Annotated in this window: 18 protein-coding genes; 10 read left to right on the top strand and 8 right to left on the bottom strand. The window is 74.5% G+C overall.

The window, feature by feature from the left end; all coding sequences use genetic code 11:
* Positions 1–282: 282 nt before the first annotated feature.
* Positions 283–3,303, top strand: a complete 3,021-nt coding sequence (locus tag ACQEVC_RS17285) for a BTAD domain-containing putative transcriptional regulator (RefSeq protein WP_432878478.1) — start codon at positions 283–285, stop codon at positions 3,301–3,303.
* A gap of 215 nt (positions 3,304–3,518) precedes the next feature.
* Positions 3,519–4,079, top strand: a complete 561-nt coding sequence (locus ACQEVC_RS17280; protein ID WP_432878476.1) for an N-acetyltransferase family protein — start codon at positions 3,519–3,521, stop codon at positions 4,077–4,079.
* Positions 4,080–4,240: 161 nt separating this feature from the next.
* Here the strand turns inward: ACQEVC_RS17280 and ACQEVC_RS17275 are convergent, their stop codons facing one another.
* On the bottom strand, positions 4,241–4,561 hold the full coding sequence (locus tag ACQEVC_RS17275; protein WP_432878473.1) for a VOC family protein: 321 nt from the start codon (positions 4,559–4,561) through the stop codon (positions 4,241–4,243).
* Positions 4,562–4,753: 192 nt separating this feature from the next.
* Here ACQEVC_RS17275 and ACQEVC_RS17270 point away from each other — a divergent pair, with 192 nt between their 5' ends.
* Both ACQEVC_RS17270 and ACQEVC_RS17265 read left to right on the top strand, forming a co-directional pair.
* Positions 4,754–6,928, top strand: a complete 2,175-nt coding sequence (locus ACQEVC_RS17270; protein WP_432878471.1) for an Hsp70 family protein — start codon at positions 4,754–4,756, stop codon at positions 6,926–6,928.
* A gap of 93 nt (positions 6,929–7,021) precedes the next feature.
* Positions 7,022–7,810: a hypothetical protein gene (locus tag ACQEVC_RS17265; protein ID WP_432878468.1), complete on the top strand. Its 789-nt coding sequence runs from the start codon at positions 7,022–7,024 to the stop codon at positions 7,808–7,810.
* Positions 7,811–8,051: 241 nt separating this feature from the next.
* Here the strand turns inward: ACQEVC_RS17265 and ACQEVC_RS17260 are convergent, their stop codons facing one another.
* Positions 8,052–8,882, bottom strand: coding sequence for a CDP-alcohol phosphatidyltransferase family protein (locus tag ACQEVC_RS17260; RefSeq protein WP_432878465.1), 831 nt, complete (start codon positions 8,880–8,882; stop codon positions 8,052–8,054).
* Between the two features lie 113 nt (positions 8,883–8,995).
* On the opposite strand from ACQEVC_RS17260, the gene ACQEVC_RS17255 reads away from it, so the two are divergent.
* The 5 genes from ACQEVC_RS17255 (at position 8,996) to ACQEVC_RS17235 (ending at position 13,846) form a co-directional block, all read left to right on the top strand.
* A complete protein-coding gene (locus ACQEVC_RS17255; RefSeq protein ID WP_432878462.1) occupies positions 8,996–9,988 on the top strand; it encodes a zinc-dependent alcohol dehydrogenase in 993 nt (330 codons plus the stop codon).
* Positions 9,989–10,032: 44 nt separating this feature from the next.
* Positions 10,033–10,431 carry a 6-pyruvoyl trahydropterin synthase family protein gene (locus ACQEVC_RS17250; protein ID WP_432878459.1) on the top strand — a complete coding sequence of 133 codons (399 nt, stop codon included), beginning with the start codon at positions 10,033–10,035 and terminating at the stop codon, positions 10,429–10,431.
* Between the two features lie 38 nt (positions 10,432–10,469).
* A complete protein-coding gene (locus tag ACQEVC_RS17245) occupies positions 10,470–11,657 on the top strand; it encodes a glycosyltransferase family 4 protein (RefSeq protein ID WP_432891480.1) in 1,188 nt (395 codons plus the stop codon).
* Positions 11,650–12,510, top strand: a complete 861-nt coding sequence (locus tag ACQEVC_RS17240; protein ID WP_432878456.1) for a methyltransferase domain-containing protein — start codon at positions 11,650–11,652, stop codon at positions 12,508–12,510. Before ACQEVC_RS17245 ends, ACQEVC_RS17240 begins: the two co-directional genes overlap by 8 nt.
* 175 nt (positions 12,511–12,685) lie before the next feature.
* Positions 12,686–13,846, top strand: coding sequence for a lysylphosphatidylglycerol synthase transmembrane domain-containing protein (locus tag ACQEVC_RS17235; protein ID WP_432891477.1), 1,161 nt, complete (start codon positions 12,686–12,688; stop codon positions 13,844–13,846).
* 95 nt (positions 13,847–13,941) lie between these two features.
* Here ACQEVC_RS17235 and ACQEVC_RS17230 read toward each other — a convergent pair whose 3' ends face one another.
* Positions 13,942–14,634, bottom strand: a complete 693-nt coding sequence (locus tag ACQEVC_RS17230; RefSeq protein WP_318395024.1) for a RibD family protein — start codon at positions 14,632–14,634, stop codon at positions 13,942–13,944.
* Between the two features lie 227 nt (positions 14,635–14,861).
* Here ACQEVC_RS17230 and ACQEVC_RS17225 point away from each other — a divergent pair, with 227 nt between their 5' ends.
* The gene (locus ACQEVC_RS17225; RefSeq protein WP_432878454.1) at positions 14,862–15,569 is read left to right on the top strand and encodes a GTP cyclohydrolase II; all 708 of its coding nucleotides are present in this window, start codon (positions 14,862–14,864) and stop codon (positions 15,567–15,569) included.
* Positions 15,570–15,766: 197 nt separating this feature from the next.
* On the opposite strand, the gene ACQEVC_RS17220 is transcribed toward ACQEVC_RS17225, so the two are convergent.
* From ACQEVC_RS17220 to ACQEVC_RS17200, 5 genes are read right to left on the bottom strand one after another with little or no spacing between them, the layout of a single operon-like run.
* Entirely contained in the window at positions 15,767–16,348 is a 582-nt protein-coding gene (locus ACQEVC_RS17220; RefSeq protein WP_432878451.1) for a suppressor of fused domain protein, read from the bottom strand.
* A gap of 1 nt (position 16,349) precedes the next feature.
* Positions 16,350–16,796 (bottom strand): HNH/ENDO VII family nuclease, encoded by a 447-nt coding sequence (locus tag ACQEVC_RS17215; protein ID WP_432878447.1) that lies wholly within the window; start codon positions 16,794–16,796, stop codon positions 16,350–16,352.
* The gene (locus tag ACQEVC_RS17210) at positions 16,789–17,271 is read right to left on the bottom strand and encodes a hypothetical protein (RefSeq protein ID WP_318395021.1); all 483 of its coding nucleotides are present in this window, start codon (positions 17,269–17,271) and stop codon (positions 16,789–16,791) included. The genes ACQEVC_RS17215 and ACQEVC_RS17210 overlap by 8 nt, the downstream gene beginning before the upstream one ends.
* 10 nt (positions 17,272–17,281) lie before the next feature.
* Positions 17,282–17,617, bottom strand: a complete 336-nt coding sequence (locus ACQEVC_RS17205) for a hypothetical protein (RefSeq protein WP_318395020.1) — start codon at positions 17,615–17,617, stop codon at positions 17,282–17,284.
* Positions 17,614–18,033 (bottom strand): YbaB/EbfC family nucleoid-associated protein, encoded by a 420-nt coding sequence (locus ACQEVC_RS17200; protein ID WP_432878443.1) that lies wholly within the window; start codon positions 18,031–18,033, stop codon positions 17,614–17,616. The genes ACQEVC_RS17205 and ACQEVC_RS17200 overlap by 4 nt, the downstream gene beginning before the upstream one ends.
* Positions 18,034–18,112 lie beyond the last annotated feature (79 nt).

Raw genomic sequence — 18,112 nt, 5'->3', positions numbered from 1 at the left:
TGACAGGGCGGCTGGTCCGGACCGACGACCGGGCGGTGAACCGGCCGGCGCCACCCCCCGTTGAGCGAGCCGACCACCAGTCGTTCCGTCCGTCACCGAACGCCCCCGCCGCCCGGTCGTGGCCCGAACCAATGTGGACACGGAAAACGTATCGAGGCGTCGTGGAGCGGATCAGGAGCGGAACCGGCAGTGCGGCTCGTCGATGACCAGGCAGAATGGAGCGTATCCGGCATCGGCGACGCAGCCGGCGTTATCGGTGCCGGTCGGTGGGGGGCAGGGTCAGTGCGGGACGTGGCCTGGGGACAGTACGTGCGGAGCCGGCGCAAGGAACTGGGCTGGACCCAGGAGGAGCTGGCCCGGCGTGCCGGGCTGAGCGTGCGGACGGTACGCAACGTCGAGGGCGAGCGCCCCGGCGCCGACCGGGGCGCCTCGGTCCATCAACTCGCCAGGGCCCTGGGGTTGCGCGGAGACGACGACCTCGGCCAGCCGGAACCGGATGAGCCGGCCGGCTCGGTACGGCTCGCCGTGCTCGGTCCGCTGCGGTTGAGCCGGGGCGGCCAGCCGGTGCCGCTGACCGCGGCGAAACCGCGCTGCATGCTCGCCCTGCTCGCCGTCCAGCCCGGCAGCGACGTCGGCCGCGACGAGATCGCCGACGTGCTGTGGCCCGACACCCCACCGGCGACCTGGCAGAACCTGCTGCACACGTACGCGGCCCGGCTGCGCAGGCTGCTGCCGGCCGGGCCGGGGATGCCGCGGATCGACAGCACGGCCGTCGGCTACCGGCTCTCCGCCGACGCCCGGCAGCTCGACGTACTCCGGTTCCGACAGCTCACCGAGGACACCGGCACTGGCCGGCCGGACGTCGAGCGGCTGGCCGAGGCGCTGGACTGCTGGCGTGGCCCCGTCGGCGCCGACCTGCCGGACCAGCTCGGACAGCACCCGGCGGCGGTCGCCCTGCACCAGCGCCGGATCACCGCCGCGCTGGACTACGCCGACCTGGCCCTGGCCGAGGGGGAGGCGGCGGCGGTGGTGCGCCGGCTCGGCGTACTCGTGGAGCTGGAACCGGTGCACGAGCCGCTGCACGCGCGACTGGTCCGCGCGCTCGCCGGATCCGGCCAGCGGGCCGCCGCGGTCGACGCGTTCCACCGGATCCGCGCCCGACTCGACGACGAGCTGGGGCTCTATCCGGGTGCCGAGCTGGCGGCGGCCCTCGACCACGCGCTCCGGGACGACCAGCGGGACGCCCCGCCCCCGGCACCGCCGCCCGCGCAACTGCCGACCCGGGTGGCGGCGTTCGTCGGACGCACCGGCGAGCTGGCCGCGCTGGACAAGCTGCTCTCCGCCGACGAGCCGGGCGCGACGGTCGCGCTCATCCACGGTACGGCCGGGGTGGGCAAGACCACCCTCGCCGTGCACTGGGCGCACCGGGTGGCGTCGCACTTCCCGGACGGGCAGCTCCACCTCAACCTCCGGGGATACGACCGGGCCGGCGCCGTACTCGATCCGGCGGCGGCGATCCGCGCCTTCCTGGAGGCCCTCGGGGTACGCCCCGAGCGGATCCCGGAGAGCTACCTCGGGCAGCAGGGCCTCTACCGCAGCCTGATCGCCGACCGCCGGCTGCTGGTGCTGCTGGACAACGCCCGGGATGCCGAGCAGGTCCGGCCGCTGCTGCCCACCGCCACCGGCAGCATGGCCCTGATCACCAGCCGGGACAGCCTGCGCGGACTGGTCGCCACCGACCGCGCGCACCCCGTCCCGCTCGGCCTGTTCACCCTCGACGAGGCCCGGGACTTCCTCGCCGACCGGATCAGCGACGACCGGACCGGCACCGAGCCGGAGGCGGTCGAGCAGCTCATCGGCTGGTGCGCCCGGCTGCCGCTCGCGCTCGCCGTCACCGCCGCGCTGGCGGTGTCACACCCGGGACGGTCGCTGGCCTCGCTCGCCGCCGAGCTGGCGGAGGCCGGCGACCTCGACACCCTCAGCGCCGGTGACCCGGCCACCGACCTGCGGGCGGTCTTCTTCTGCTCGTACCGGACGCTGAGCGTCGAGGGGGCGCGACTCTTCCGGCACCTCGGGCTGCACCCGGGGCCGACTATCACCGTGCCGGCCGCGGCCAGCCTGCTCGGTACCACCCGCCGGACCGTCCGGCGCCTGCTCGACGAACTGCACCGGGCGCACCTCGTCGCCACCGACGAGCCCGGCCGGTACACCCTGCACGACCTGCTGCGGGCCTACGCCGGAGAACTCGCCGAGGCCGACGCCCCGCCGGCCGAGCGCGCGGAGGCGCTGGACCGCATCCTCGACCACTACCTGCACGCCGCGTACGAGGCCGACCGGCGGCTCTACGTCCGCAGCGATTCCATCACGCCGGCCGAGCCGGCGCCCGGGGCCGAGCCGGAGCGGTTCGCCGACGAGAAGTCGGCACTCGCCTGGTTCGACGCCGAACGGCTGGTCCTGCTCCGGGTGATCGACCTGGCCGCGGACGCCGGCCGGTCCACCCACACCTGGCAGCTCGCCTGGTCGGTCAGCATGTTCCTCAACCGCCGGGTGCACTGGCAGGACTGGGTGCACGTGCAGCAGCGGGCCCTGGAGTCGAACGCGGACCGCGACGACCTCGGGCAGGCGCAGGCACACCGCTTCCTGGGCCTGGTCTACCTGCGGATGTCCCGGGCCGACGAGGCGCACGAGCAGCTCCGGCAGGCCCTCGCCCTGTTCCGTCAGCTCGGTGACCCGGCCGGCGAGGCGAGTACTGAGCGCGGCATCGGGCGCGCGTACGCCCGGCAGGGCCGGCACGACCGGGCGTTGGCGCACACCGAGAAGGCACTCGAACTGTTCCGGGCCGCCGGTAACCGGGTGGGCACGGCGAGCGCACTGAACGCCACCGGGTGGTACCACGCGCAGCTCGGCGACTACCACGTCGCGCTCGAGCGGTGCCGGGAGGCGGTCCGGCTGCACGAGGAACAGAAGGACGTCAGTGGACTGGCCAACGCCTGGGACAGCCTCGGGTACGCGTACCACGGGCTGGGCAACCACCCGGACGCCATCGCCTGCTATCAACGGGCGGTCGAGTTCTTCCGGGCCGCCGACGACCGGTACGGCGAGACCGACGCGCTGACCAGTCTCGGCGACACCCAACTCGACGCCGGCGACCCGAGAGCGGCACTGAGCGCGTGGCGGGCGGCGCTGGCCATCCTCACCGACATCGGCCACCCCGACGCGGCGCGGGTACGCGCCCGGATCGCCGGCCTGGGCCCTCCCGGCGGGCCGGGCGTCCCTACCGGACAGCCGTCCCACCGAACCTGACGAAGGTTCCGGACGGGCACCCGCCCGGCGGGCCGGGCGTCCCAGCCGGACAGTCGTCCCACCGGACCTGACGAAGGTTCCGGGCAGGCACCCGCCCCGGCCTGTCCCCGGCCGGGGCAGAATGCGCGGGAGCCGCGTGAGGCCGGCTGGTAGCGTCCGGTGGTCGACGGGGCAAGGTCGGGCGTGCGGGCGGCCGGCGCGACGGAGGGTGGCGGATGAGCGTGGCGGCCGTGTCGTTCCGGGATGCGACAGCCGGCGACGCCGAGCTGGTCGCGGGGCTGCACGCCGAGAGCTGGCGCCGGCACTACCGGGGCGCGTACACGGACTCCTACCTGGACGGTGACGTGTTCGCCGACCGGCTGGCGGTCTGGTCGGCCCGGCTGGCGGACCCGGCACCGCAGGCGGTCACGGTGCTCGCCGAGATCGCCGCCGAGTTCGCCGGCTTCGTCCACGTCGTCCTCGACGACGACGCCCGGTGGGGCTCCCTGGTGGACAACCTGCACGTGGCCCGGGCACACCACCGGCACGGCGTCGGCGCCGCGCTGATGCGCCGGGCGGCCGGCACGGTGCTGGAGCGCGGCGCCACGGACGCGATGTACCTGTGGGTGCTGGAGCAGAACACCGCCGCCCGGGGCTTCTACTCCGCGCTCGGCGGCCGGTTCGCCGAGCGGTCGTACACCCGGCCGCCGGGCGACGTGCCGGGCCGGCTCAACGGCAGGCCGGCCAAGCTGCGCTGCGTCTGGCCGGACGCGGCCGCCCTGCTGCCGCCGGGGTAGCCCAGGCGGCCCGGCAGCGGCGGCACCGGACGCGGCCGCACGCCGTAGGCGCCGTCCGGCGGACGTCGGACGGCGCCGTCAGAGGTCGCCGGTCAGCGCGGCGGGCCGGCAACCCCGATCAGGCTGCCCTCGGGATCGGTGAAGTGCCCGACCGCGAGCGGTCAGCCGCTGGCCGGGGCCGGACCCAGCACCCGGGTACCGCCGAGGCTCTCGGCCTTGCGCAGGGCCACCTCGACGTCGGGGACACCCACGTAGACCAGGACCCGGCGCTGGTATCCGGCGCCGCCGCCGACACCGCCGTTGATCCCGGTGCCGTCGCCGGTCGCGCTTGCGTCGACGAAGCCGTACTCGCCCGGCGCGGAGACCGCCTCGGTGGCGGCGTCGCCGACGCCGAACCGCCAGCCGAAGAGTTCACCGTAGTAGCTGCGGAGCGCCGCCGGATCGGTGCCGATGATCTCGAAGTGCACCACCTGCTGTCCCATGATCTTCCTTTCCAGGTCACGATGTCGCGCCCTCGTCGACGGGGCGCGGCGGCACCCCGGCGGGGCACCACGCAGCAGAGGTCGGAGCCGCCGTCCCGTTCTCGACCTCTGTCGCCCGCACCGGCCCTCGCCGACGGCGCCACGACCGCGCCAGGGCATCAGGCATCGCCGACGGCCGACTAGGCTGCCGGGGTGGCGGACGGTGGGTTCCGGTTGAGTGTGGACTACGGCACGTCGCACACGGTGGCCGTGCTGCGCTGGCCGGACGGGCGTACCCGTCCGCTGCTGTTCGACGGTTCGCCGCTGCTCTCCTCGGCCACCTGTGTGGAGGACGGCGGCACGGTCCTGTCCGGTCAGGACGCCACCGGCGCCGCCCGGCGGCGGCCACAGGGCTTCGAGCCGCACCCGAAGCGGCGCATCGGCGACGGCACTCTCTGGCTCGGTGACCGGGAGGTCTCCGCCACCTCGCTGGTGGCCGCCACGCTGGCCCGGGTCGCCGACGAGGCCGCCCGGGTCGCGGGGCCGGGCGAACTCGGGTCCGTGCTGCTCACCGTGCCCGCCACCTGGGGGCCGACCCGGCGGTCGCTGCTGGTGGCCGCCGCCGTCGAGGCCGGCCTGCCCGAGCCCCGGCTCGCCGCCGAGCCGGTCGCCGCCGCGAGCTACCTGGTGGGGGCCGGTGAACTGGCCGTACCGGCCGGTGGTCACGTCGCCATCTACGACCTCGGCGCGGGCACCTTCGACGCGACCGTGGTCCGCCGTACCGCGACGAGCGGCTTCACCGTGCTGGCCACCAGCGGGCTGCCGCAGACCGGCGGGCTGGATCTCGACGCGGCGCTCGTCGGGCACGTCGGCCGACTGCTGGCGGACCGCGATCCGGTCCGGTGGCGGCGGCTGACCGCACCGGACGACGACGCCGACCGCCGCGCCGCGCAGAGTCTCTGGGACGAGGCCCGCCGGGCGAAGGAGAGCCTGAGCCGTACCTCGGTCGGTTACCTGCACGTCCCGCTCTTCGACGAGTCGGTGCCGGTCGGCCGGGAGGAGTTCGAACAACTGGCCCGGGTGGTGCTGGACCGCACCGTCGAGGTGACGGTGGCGGCGGTCCGCTCGGCCGGCCCCGGAGCGGGACCGACCACGGTCGTCCTGGTCGGGGGCGCGAGCCGGATCCCGCTGGCGGCCACCCTGCTGCACCGGGCCCTCGGGGTGGCGCCGGTCGTCACCGAGCAGCCGGAACTCGTGGTGGCCGAGGGCGCCCTCGCGGTGCCGCCGGACGACATGCTGCCGGCCGGCCCGGCCCCCGCACCGCCCGCCGCTCCGACGCCACCGCCCGGGCCTACGGCACGACCGGCCGCCGCTCCAGCGCCACCGCCCGGGCCTGCGGCACGACCGGCCGGCCCCGCGGCGCCGGTACCCGGCACGCCCGCCCCCGCGTCGAGGAGCCACCCGTCGGCCGGCGTTGCGGGCCGGTCGGCGCCGTCCCGGGAACGCGGCCGGGTCCTGCTCACCGGAATGTTGCTGCTGGTCATCCTGGTCGGCACCGTGGTGCTGCGCCCGTGGAACTGGCCCGACGACGGCGCCGCCGGCCCCACGCCCGGCGCGCAGGCGTCGCCGACCTTCGCCGAGGGCACCACCATGCGACGGTTGCAGGCAGCGGGGCGGATCACGATCGGCAGCAGGTTCGACCTGCCCGGCACCGGTTACCGCGAACCCGACGGGACCATGACGGGGTTCGACGTGGAGATCGGCCGGCTGGTCGCCGTCGAACTCGGCCTCGACCCCGCCGACGTGCAGTGGACGGAGGCTCCGTCGGCGGCCCGGGAGCAGCTCGTCGAGCAGGGCCGGGTCGACCTCGTCATCGCCACCTACACCATCACCGAGACCCACGCCCAACGGGTCGCCTTCGCCGGTCCGTACCACCTACCGGGGCAGCGACTGCTGGTACGCGCCGACGAGACCGCGATCACCGGCCCGGAGTCGATACCGGCCGGCCGCCGGATCTGCACCGTCACCGGTACTCCACACGGCAGCCGGCTCGCAGAGCAGCTCGGCCGGTCGTTGGCAATGACGTCGCTCGGCAGCTATCAGGAGTGCGCGGAGGCGCTCCTGAGCGCCAGGGTCGACGCGATCACCGGGGACGGGCCGGCCCTGGTGGGCCTGATCGCCGGCAGCGACGCGGGATTCCGGCTGGTGGGCCAGGCATTCGCCCCGCAGCCGTACGGGATCGGCCTGCGCCGGGACGACGAGCCGTTCCGGGCCTGGCTCGCCGAGACGTTGCGGCGGATCATCGCCGACGATCGCTGGCAGGCCGCCTGGCAGCGCACCCTCGGCCGCTACGACGCGCAGGAGCCGACCGTGCCCGAGGTCCGCTGAGTTTTCCGAGGCCCACCCACTCGGAACATTTCCGGCGACCGCTCCGGGCGAGCCGCAGCCGCCGGAGCGGATCCCCGGCCGAGAATGCATGACATGTCGACGCTATCCGCGAGACCGGACGGTGCGGCCCGGTGGCCGTCCCGAGCCGTATCCCGGCCGGGGTCGGCGGCGAGACCCCTCGTCGCCGCATCGAACCTGGACTACTACCTGGTCCGGCCCGACAACCGGGACTTCGCCGGGCCGGCGGGGATCCTCGTCGAGGAGTTCGGGTTGGGCGAAGACCATTCGGCAGTCCGGCTCGACAGCACCGGGTGGACGGCCGGCGGCTCCCGCTGGCGGGGCGCCTCGGCGTTCAGCCGGGGCATACGTACCGACGCCGCACTGCGCGACCGGGTCGTCGGCGCCAACCGGCAGGAGGTCGAGTTCGTCTACCGCCATCTCGGCGGGGGCGAACTACCGGGCGAGGAGGTGCTGCGCGGATACTTCGACGCCGGCATCCGGCTGCCCACCTCGGCGCCGCTGCGGCTGAACCCCGCCCGGGCCACCGCCGGCTTCGCCGAGACCCGGGTCTACCGGGTCCTCTTCACCGCCGGGCTCGACCCGGACGAGCTGACCGGACTGCTCGCCACCTGGCGGATGACGCCCGGCCACGACAGCACCGGCGTCCTGGCCGGAGTCGTCGGCACCGCTCGGCGCCGGATCGGCGCCGACGCCTTCACCTGGGAGCTACGCCGGATCGGTGCCGGCGCCGCCTGGTGCCTGGACCTGACGGCCGACCTGGCCGGCAGCCGCGACGACGCCATCGGTCCGCTGCTGCGCGAGCTGACCACGGCGGCCAGGATGGCGGGGCTGATCCCGGTGACGATCGAGCGCTTCCGCTGACCGACCGTGCCGGGACGCGGCAGGTGCCGCCCGGCTGACAGTCGTTCAAGGGCGGTGCGGACCAGCCGGCACCGCGGCGCAGGCCCGGCCGCGCACCGCCGGATCGGTGCAGCCCGTCAACCGGCCGCGCACCGCCCGACCCCCGCCGGATCGGTGCAGCCCGTCAACCCGAACGGCGCCACGCGTTCGCCCCGCCCGTCACCTGCGGCCAGCACGGACCGCGAGGAGGAGTGGGAGAGGTTCAGCGGAAGCCGGTCGGCACCGGGTCCCGGTGGCGGGCCCGCCACAACCAGCCGACGTCCCGGCCGAAAGACCAGCAGAGCAGCGCCAGCGCCAGCCCGACCGAGGCGTACGCCAGCGAACCGGGCAGCAGGCCGGAACTCGCCACCGCGAGCACGATGCCCTGCATCGCGGCGACGGTCTTCCGGGAGAACCGGTGCGGCAGGGCCGCCCTGAGCCACGGCAGCGCCCAGGCGGCCGCGACGAAGACGTACCGCAGGGCGCCGATCGCGAGTACCCAGGCGCCGAGGGACTGCGCGAGATAGGCGCTCAGCACCAGGATGAGGAAGGCGTCGACCTCCATGTCGAACCGGGCGCCGAGCGCGGAGGTCGTGCCGGTACGCCGGGCGACCTGACCGTCGACCCAGTCCAGCGCCAGCGCCACCCCCGCCACGGCGACCAGCAGCCCGACCGGGGCCGGCGACCAGAAGGAGGCCGCCACCAGCGCGGTCACCGCGCCGACCAGGGTGGCCCGGGCCAGGGTCACCTGGTTGGCCGCGCCGAGCATCCGGGCGCCGGACCGGCGCATTCCACGACCGAGCAGCAGCCAGGTGACCACCGCGTACGCCGAACCGGCCAACCAGCCGGCGGGGCCCAGCCCGACCGTGGCGGAGAGCGCCGCCAGCAGGACGAACTGGACGGCCAGCCCCACCGCCGGCCCGTCCACCTCGGCCGCCGAGCCCACCTGGACCGGTACGGGGCGGCCGTCGACGAGCGGCGCGGACACTGTCCGGTGCCGCACGGGACGCAGCCGGACCAGGGATGTTGCGATCGGATGATCACTGACAGTCAACGTTCCTCCGTTACGGTTTGGCACGATCAGCGCGCCGCGTATCGTTGCCGCTGCCCACCCCCGTGGAAACGGAAAACATCCGCGTTCGGTTCATCGCGCCGGGAAAGGAGTTGATGACAGTGCGTGCCCGGGCCTTCTGGCTTGCCGCACCCGGCAGGGGCGAGATCCGGCCGGTTCCGCTGGCGCCGCCCGGTGCCGACGAGGTACTGGTCCGCACCCTCCACTCCGGGCTGAGCCGGGGCACCGAGACGCTGGTCTTCGCCGGCAAGGTGCCACCCAGCCAGTACGCGACGATGCGCGCCCCGTTCCAGGACGGCGACTTTCCCGGCCCGGTGAAGTACGGCTACCTCAACGTCGGCCTCGTCGAGGCGGGGCCGGAGCGCCTGGTCGGCCGTACCGTCTTCTGCCTCTACCCGCACCAGACCCGGTACGTCGTGCCGGCCTCGGCGGTCACCGTCGTACCGGACGGGGTGCCGGCGGCCCGGGCGGTGCTCGCCGGCACCGTGGAGACCGCGGTGAACGCGCTCTGGGACGCCAGGCCCCTGGTCGGCGACCGGATCGCGGTCGTCGGGGCCGGGATGGTCGGCAGCGCCGTGGCCGGGGTCCTCGCCCGGTTCCCCGGCGCCCGGGTGCAGCTGGTCGACGCGGACCCCAGCCGGGCGGACGTCGCCGCCGCGCTCGGCGTCGACTTCGCACTGCCCGCCGAGGCGGCCGGCGACCGTGACCTGGTGGTGCACGCCAGCGCCACCTCGGCCGGGCTCACCCGGTCGCTGGAGCTGCTCGCCCCGGAAGGCACCGTGGTCGAACTGAGCTGGTACGGCGACCGCCAGGTGAGCGTGCCGCTCGGCGAGAACTTCCACTCCCGCCGACTGGTCGTCCGGAGCAGTCAGGTGGGCACGGTGTCACCGAACGTACGCGGACGGCGTACCTTCGCGGACCGGCTCGGGCTCGCCCTGGAGCTGCTCGCCGACCCGGCGTTCGATGCCCTGATCACCGGCGCGTGCGACTTCGAGGAGCTACCGGAGACACTCCCCCGGCTGGTCAGCGGCGAGCTGCCCGCCCTGTGCCACCGGGTCGACTACGGTGACGCAACCACCGACCGGTAGCCGTCACCACGCATCCCGAGCGGGAAACACCAGGAGGAGAATCCTTGTTCAGCATCACCGTTCGTGACCACATCATGATCGCGCACAGCTTCCGGGGCGAGGTCTTCGGCCCCGCGCAGAAGCTGCACGGGGCGACCTTCGTGGTGGACGCCACGTTCCGCCGTCCCGAACTCGACGCGGACAACATCGTCGTGGACATCGGGCTGGCCTCCGCGCAGTTGGCCGAGGTGCTGGGCGAACTCAACTACCGCAACCTGGACGACGAGCCGTCGCTGACCGGGATCAACACCTCGACCGAGGCGCTCGCCCAGATCATCGCCGACCGGCTGGCCGAGCGGGTGCACGCGGGCTCGCTGGGTGCGGGAGCGCGCGGGCTGACCGGGATCACCGTCACCCTGCACGAGTCGCACATCGCCTGGGCCAGCTACGAGCGGACCCTGTGACCGGACCGGATCCCGGCTGGCCGGGTGCGTCCGGGGACATGGCCGGCACGGTGAGCGCCGGGACCGCGTACGTGGTGCTGCCCGGTGACATCGACGATCCGGCCACCCCGAGCGGCGGCAACCACTACGACCGCCAGGTCATCACCGGGCTGACCGGGCTCGGCTGGCGGGTGCGCGAACTCGCCGTACCGGGTAGTTGGCCCCGGCCCGCCGAGGCCGGGCGGGTGGCGCTGGCCGGCGCGCTCGCCGGCGTACCGGACGGCGCGGTGGTGCTGCTGGACGGGCTGGTCGCCTGCGGGGTACCGGAGGTCGTCGGCCCGGCTGCCGTTCGGCTCCGGGTGGCGGTGCTGGTACACCTGCCGCTGGGTGACGAGACCGGGCTGCCGCCCGAGGTGGCGGCCCGGCTCGACGAGTGGGAACGGCAGACCCTGCGGGCCGCCCCGGCGATCGTGGCGACCAGCGCCGACACCGGGCGCCGGCTGGTGGAGCGGCACGGGCTGCCCGCCGCGCGGGTGCACATCGTGCCGCCCGGGGTCGCGGCCGCACCGCTGGCAACGGGTACGGAGGGCGCCGCGAGCCTGCTCTGCGTCGCCTCGGTCATCCCGCGCAAGGGGCACGACGTACTGGTCGAGGCGCTGGCGACGATGCCGGACCGGCCCTGGATCTGCCGCTGCGTCGGCCCCGTCGACCGCGATCCGGGCCACGTCGACCGGCTGCGCCGGCTCGCCGGGGCGGCCGGGCTGGCCGACCGGATACGGTTCGTCGGGCCGCGTACCGGCACCGAGCTGGCCGCCGACTACGCCGCCGCCGACCTGCTGGTGCTGGCGTCCCGGGCCGAGCCGTACGGCATGGTCGTCACCGAGGCGCTGGCCCGGGGCATCCCGGTGCTGGGCAGCGCGGTGGACGGGCTGCCGGAGGCGGTCGGGCGAACGCCGGACGGTGCCGTACCCGGGCTACTGGTGCCGCCCGGTGACCCGGCGGCGCTGGCCGGGGCGCTGCGCCGCTGGTTCGACGAGCCGGAGCTGCGCCACCGGCTCCGGGCCGCCGCCCAGGACCGCCGGGCCGACCTGCCCGGCTGGGAGGTCACCGCCGCCCGCCTCGGCGAGGTGCTGAGCGCGCTGGCCCGGCAACCGGGACCGCCTCGGCGGCCACCGGCCGGCGACGATCCGTCACCACGGACCGGCGACGATCCGTGGGACGCAGACGTGAAGGGAAACCATGACTGAACGCGGCGAGCGAACCGGGCAACCCGACGGCGGGGACGACGATTCTCCGTACAGCCTGGCCTGGCTCGGCCTGCGGGAGCCGGCCGACGCGCGGGCCCGGGCCAGTGAGCTGGTCGAGCCGCTGCGGGGCCTGCCGGCCGGCACCGGTCCGACGGTGATCCGGGACCTGGGCTGCGGCAGCGGTTCGATGGGGCGCTGGCTCGCCGGCCGGCTGCCCGGTCCGCAGCACTGGGTGCTGTACGACCGGGAAGCCGGGCTGCTCGACCACGCCCGGGACCACCTGCCGGCCACCGCCGCCGACGGCTCGCCGGTCAGCGTGCGGACCCGGGAGTGCGACCTGACCCGGCTGACCGCCGACGACCTCGCCGGGGCGTCGCTGGTCACCGCGTCCGCCCTGCTCGACCTGCTCAGCCTCGCCGAGGTGGAGCGGCTCGTCACGGCCTGCGTCGACGCCGGCTGCCCGGCGCTGCTGACCCTCTCCGTGCTGGGCGAGGTGGAGTTCTCCCCGGCCGATCCGCTCGACGCCGAGATCGCCGCCGCGTTCAACGCGCACCAGCGGCGCAGCACCGGCGGCCAGCGGCTGCTCGGTCCGGACGCCGTGCAGGCGACCGCCGAGGCGTTCCGCCGGCTCGGGGCGGAGGTGCGGGTCCGGCCCAGCCCGTGGCGGCTCGGCCCGGCGGAGGCGGAGCTGACCGCGCAGTGGCTGCGCGGCTGGGTGGCCGCCGCCGTCGAGCAGCGGCCGGAGCTGGCCACCCCGGCCGCCGGCTACCTGGAACGTCGGCTCGCCGCCGCGACCGCCGGTGAGCTGCGGGTGGTGGTCGGGCATGCCGACCTGCTCGCCACGTACCGATGACCCCGCGCCGGACCGCTCGCCGCGTACCGATGACCCCGCGCCGAGCCGCTCGCCGCGTACCGATGACCCCGCGCCGGGCCGCTCGCCGCGAACGGATGAACCGCAGCCCCGGTTGCCTCGTATAACTGCGAGAACCGAGTGAAGGAGGCTGGCGGATGTGCGGGGCGAGGACGGCATGGCGGGCAGTTCCGGCGGACCGGGCGGCGTCGTGAGGCGTACGTTCTGGGCCTGGGCCCGCCTGCTCGGCGGTGCCGCCATCCTCGGCTTCCTGCTGTGGCGGCTCGGCACCGGTGCGTTCCTGGACGGGCTGCGGGTGATCGACGCCGGCACCCTGCTCGCCGCGCTCGGGATCGGGCTGCTGACCACGGTGTTCAGCGCCTGGCGCTGGTGCCTGGTGGCCCGGGGTCTCGGCATCCGGTTGCCGCTGGGCAGGGCGATCGCCGACTACTACCGGGGGCTCTTCCTCAACGCGGCCCTGCCGGGCGGCGTACTCGGGGACGTGCACCGGGCGGTGCGGCACGGCAAGGACGTGGACGACGTCGGCCGGGGTGTCCGGGCCGTGGTGCTGGAACGCTCCGCCGGGCAGATCGTGCTGGTCACCGTCGGGCTGGTGGTGCTGCTGCTCGCCTATCCCGCCCCGCTGCTGGCCCGGGCCGGGCTCGGCCGGACCGGACCGCTGGTGGCCGCCGTCCTGGCAGTGGCCGGAGTGCTCGGTCTCGCCGGCTGGCTCGTCCGGCGGTCGCGACGGCGGCTCGACCGGCCCCGCCGCCGGGACGGGCAGACTCTCGTCGCCGGGCGGGGCGGTCCCGCTCCGGACGGCACCGACCCGGACCCGGACCGGCCGGTTGGCTCGCGGTGGGTTCGGGCGTGCCGCACCGCCGTCTCCGACGTACGGCTCGGGCTGCTCGCCCGGCACAGTTGGCCGGGGATCGCGCTCTCGTCCGCCGTGGTGCTGGCCGGCCATCTCGGCACGTTCGTCGTCGCGGCCCGGGCCGCCGGCTCGTCGGCGCCGCTCACCCGGCTCGTACCCCTGATGCTGCTGGCCCTGATCGCGATGGCGCTGCCGCTGAACGTCGGCGGCTGGGGGCCCCGGGAGGGCGTCACCGCCTGGGCCTTCGGCGCCGCCGGGCTGGGCGCCTCGCTCGGCCTCACCGTCGCCGTGGTGTACGGGGTACTCGCCTTCGTCGCGAGCCTGCCCGGGGCGGCGGTACTGGTCGCGCGCTGGATCGGCGGGCTCCGCACGACCGGGACGCCGGCCGCCACCGGGACGCCCGTCCCCACGGGGACGTCTGCCAACCGGGCGGCGGCGCTCCGGCTACCCCGAGCGGTCGCGTGACCGGCGGTACCACCTGCCGCACGCCCTGCGCCGCCCCGGCCGGCCAGGCGGCCGTGCCCGCTCGCGGCCGGGTCGCTGCGCGCCGCGCTGACCGGTCACGTCGCGGCGAACCGTTCCGAGAGGGCGTAGCGCAACAGCACCACGTCGCCGATCTGGCAGACCTCGGCCAGCTCCGCCCGGCGGTCTGGTCCCCACGGGAACCGGCCGTCGCCGACGAAGCGCGGCGCCCGGGAGTCACCGACGAAGAAGGGCGCGACCACCAACTGCAACTCGTCGGCGAGGCCGGCGGTGAGGAACTGGGTATGTATCGTCCCGCCACCCTCGACCATCAGCCGAGCCACCCCCCGGGCGTGCAGGTCGGCCAGCACCAGTTCGAGGTCGACGGGGTCACCGCTGTCCACCACGGTCGCCACCTCGCCGAGACGCTTGCGGGCCTCGTCCAGGCTGGCGCTCGCGCAGTAGACGAGCTTGTCGATGTCGCCGGTGACGAAGAACCGGGCGGTCGGGTCCAGGTCGGCCCGGCCGGTCACGGTCACCTTCACCGGTGTCGGCCGCAGCCCCCGGGCCACCCGCTCGGCCCGGCGTTGCGGCGACCGGACCAGCAGGCGCGGATTGTCCTGCCGGACCGTACCCGCACCGACCAGGATCGCGTCGCATTCCGCCCGTACCGCGTCGACCCGGTCGAAGTCGGCGTCGTTGGAGAGCAGCAGCCGCGACCCGGTGGCATTGTCCAGGTAGCCGTCGATTGACATGCCGCAGCTCAGCAGTACGTACGGCCGGTCGCCCACTGATCGCACCTCTCCGTCGATGAACAGCCCGCGCGGTGGACCAGTCTTCCGCATCGTCGGCGCCCGTCCCCGCCGACCTCGCCCCGATGCCGGTCGGGTGGCCCGCATCGGATGACCGCGCACCGGGTACCAGCCTCCACGCTCTTTCGATGCGTTCGCGGGCGGAACTCCGACGGAGGCACCCTAGATCGTCAGGGCGTACGCACCGACCCCAAGAGGGAGAACTGATGCCGCACACACCGCCCCAGGTAACCACCGCTGAGGCGCCCGAAACGCTCACCGCGCCCGGGCCGCTTCCGGCCGCCGCCGTGCGCCGGCAGGTGACCGTACCGCTCCGCTTCGCCGACGGCTACACCGCCACCGCGCGCGTCTTCACCTTCGACGGGCTGGTGGACGGCCGGGAGCATCTCGCGCTCGGCCTGGGCGACTGGCGGGGCAGGCTCGGCCAGTCCGTCGACGGCGCGCCCGCGCCGCTGGTGCGGCCGCACAGCGAGTGCATGACCGGTGACGTGTTCGGCAGCCAGCGGTGCGACTGCGGCCCGCAACTGCGGGAGGCGGTCGAGCGGATCAGCGACCATGGCGGGTTCCTGCTCTACCTGCGGCAGGAGGGCCGGGGCATCGGGCTGTACGCGAAGCTCGACGCGTACGCCCTGCAGGACGTGGGGCTGGACACCTACGAGGCCAACGTGGCACTCGGACACGGCGAGGACGAGCGCGACTACACGGTGGCGGCGCAGATGCTCCGTACCCTCGGCGCGGACCGGATCGCGCTGCTGAGCAACAACCCGGACAAGGCAGAACAACTCGGCCGGCTCGGCGTGCAGGTCGCCGAGCGGGTTCCCACCGGGGTGCACCTGTCCGCCGCCAACGCCCGATATCTGAAGACGAAGGCCAACCACACCGCGCACACCATCGACCTGCCGCTCGCCGACTGAGCGGCGGTCCCGGGCTGGCCGGGGCAGTTCCCGTCCGGCCGCCTGCCGAGCACGGGTCCGCCCCGGCCGGGGCCCGGAGGATCCGATCCTCGCCTCGGTGGACCCGGTCGCGGATGGTCGGCGTACCGAATCTGACGAACGGGGCCCCGCGACCTGACCCCGGTGGCGGGGGGTTCGGCACCGACCGGTCCGGCGGATCAGACCACCGGGGCCCGGTCGAGGTCGGTGATGTCGACCTCGTGCCGTTCGAAGAGTTCCTCCAGTGCCTCGGGGCCGTTCTCCTCGGCGTAGTCGGCCTCGCTCTCGCTGACCGGTACGGCGAGCAGCCAGGCCACCGTCCTGCTGCCGACCACCATCGAGCCGAACTCCCGATCCCAGAGGTAGGGATCGGTGAGGAAGAAGTGCGGTAACCGGGTGTCCGGCAGGTGCATGCGCAGCACCTCCCGGAAGCAGGCGCCCGGCTCCGGCTCCCAGCCGTCGTTGATCCAGAAGAACGCGGCGGTGCTCAGCGCCTCGGCAAACCGCGGATGCAGCGTCGAGTCGGCGACGGCGAGCAGTTCGACGCCGAGCGGCGGGGCGACGTCCCGGGGGATGGCGACCTCGGAGAGGCCGATCGTGCAGTAGGCCGTGACGTCCGGCCAGGGGTGGTCGGTGGAGTGCAAGATCGCCACCTTGCTCGCCCCGTCGGCGTCGAGGTACTCGACGACCCGTGGGCTGCCGCCGAAGACCGCCGCGACGGTCTTCGCGATCACCTTGTTCTCGTTGCTGACGTTCGGCATGTCACGGCCCCAGGTAGTCGTCGGTATGGTCCTCACCTGCGTGACCCCGGTTCGACGATGGTAGCTCCGGCCGATAGTGCGACGGGTCGTTGTGCTCGTCGAGGAACTTCTCGCGGCCGATCCGCCGCCGGCGTGCGCTGGCCTGGTGCTTGCGGAACTCGTACCCGGGCTTGTGCCCCATGTCCCAGCGGGTCCACCGGCGGATGACCTTGCCGGTCAACGGGTCCCGGACCTTGCCGTCCGGGCCCTTGTTCGCCTGCCACACCTTGTCGCGTACGCCCCGACGGAAGGTCTTCGGCCGGCGGTAGGGATCCCGGCGCAGCTTGGCACGGACGCTCTTGGCGACGGGCGGCAGCTTCTCACCGTCCCGGACGACCGACCGGAGCGACCGCATCACGCCCTTGGCGGCGGCACCGGCGAGTCGCCGGCGTACCCGGCGTCTAACCATTGGCGATCTTCATGATCGCCTCGTTGAGCAGCCAGTCCAGGGCTCGCCGCAACGCCTCGCGCAGCAGGGCGACCCCGGCGGCCGCCAGACCGCCGCTGGCGATCGCCGCGGCGATCGCCAGCGCCGTCAGGGCGGCCTGGGCGATGATGTTGAGCTTGAGCGCCAGGACGATGGCGGCGCAGGTCAGCAGCCCGGTGCCGACGATGTCCGCGCCGGTGGCACCGCCGGCCAGCCGCTGGGCCGGCGCGGCGTCCCTGGTCCAACTGGTCCGGAACACGTCCGCCGCCTCGGCCTGGGTCGCCGTCCAGACGCCGGCCGCCGCGCTGTTGGCGGCCTTCACCTCGGTGTCGAGCTGGCTCGACAGGTCGCCCCAGGTCCGGCCCAACTCGAACAGCTTGGTCTCGTCGCTCTCCGGCCAGTGGAAGCCGATGGTGGCGAGGAGCTCCACCAGACTGGGCGGCAACTGGATCCCCATCGCGGGCTCCCTAGGGCTGGGGCCACCCCTGGCTGTCCAGGAGGGCACGGGCTTCTGCCTTACTGTCCTGATCGGCCTCTTCGAAGAGGAACGCCACGATGTCCAGCCGCTCGACGTACCCGTCGATGGTGTCGAGGTTGGAGGTGTAGCAGTTCATCACCATCGCGTGCGCGCCCTGGTAGACGTCGGCGATGGTGGCGCCCAGCTCGTCGTTGCCCCACGGCGCGCCGATGGAGTCCAGCCGCTGCTGAAACGTCTGGAGCAGGGCGTCGGTCCGCTCCACGACCCCGGCGAGTTCGTCGGCGGAGTTGCGCAGCCCCTCCGGCGAGACCTCAGTCGTCGTCACCGGGTCCGCCGCTCGATCCGGGCCATGGCGTCGCTCAGCGAGTCGGTTATCGCCCGCATGCTCCGCATGCCCTCCTCGCGGACCTCGCGGAGCTGTTCCGCCAGCGCCGCCGGATCCACCGCGAGGGCCGCGGCGGCCGTCTCGTCGTCGGAACGTGCGGCGAGCCAGGCCTGGTTGAACGCCCGCGCGATGCCCTCGGCCAACTGATCGGCCCGCAGTCCCATGGCGTCGTCGGTCAGCCGGATCTCGTCCACCCGCCCGTCGGCGGCGAGCCGTACGCGTACCCGGCCGTCCAGCGCGCTGCCGGTGGTCGGCTCCCGGTCCGCCTGCTGCCGGTCCCGGGCCGCGTCCGCCTCGCGCTGGACGGACTCCATCAACCGGTCGAGGTCACCCAACACCTGCCACAGATCAGACAAGCCACGCCTCCCCACCGTGCCGGCGGTGGAGGCAAGGCGCGTGCTGCCTCCGCCGGGACCTAGAACCTAACGGGCCATC

It is taken from the genome of Plantactinospora sp. CA-294935, assembly GCF_050936445.1.
GTDB lineage: Bacteria > Actinomycetota > Actinomycetes > Mycobacteriales > Micromonosporaceae > Plantactinospora.
This window is presented reverse-complemented; position numbering and strand designations above follow the sequence as displayed.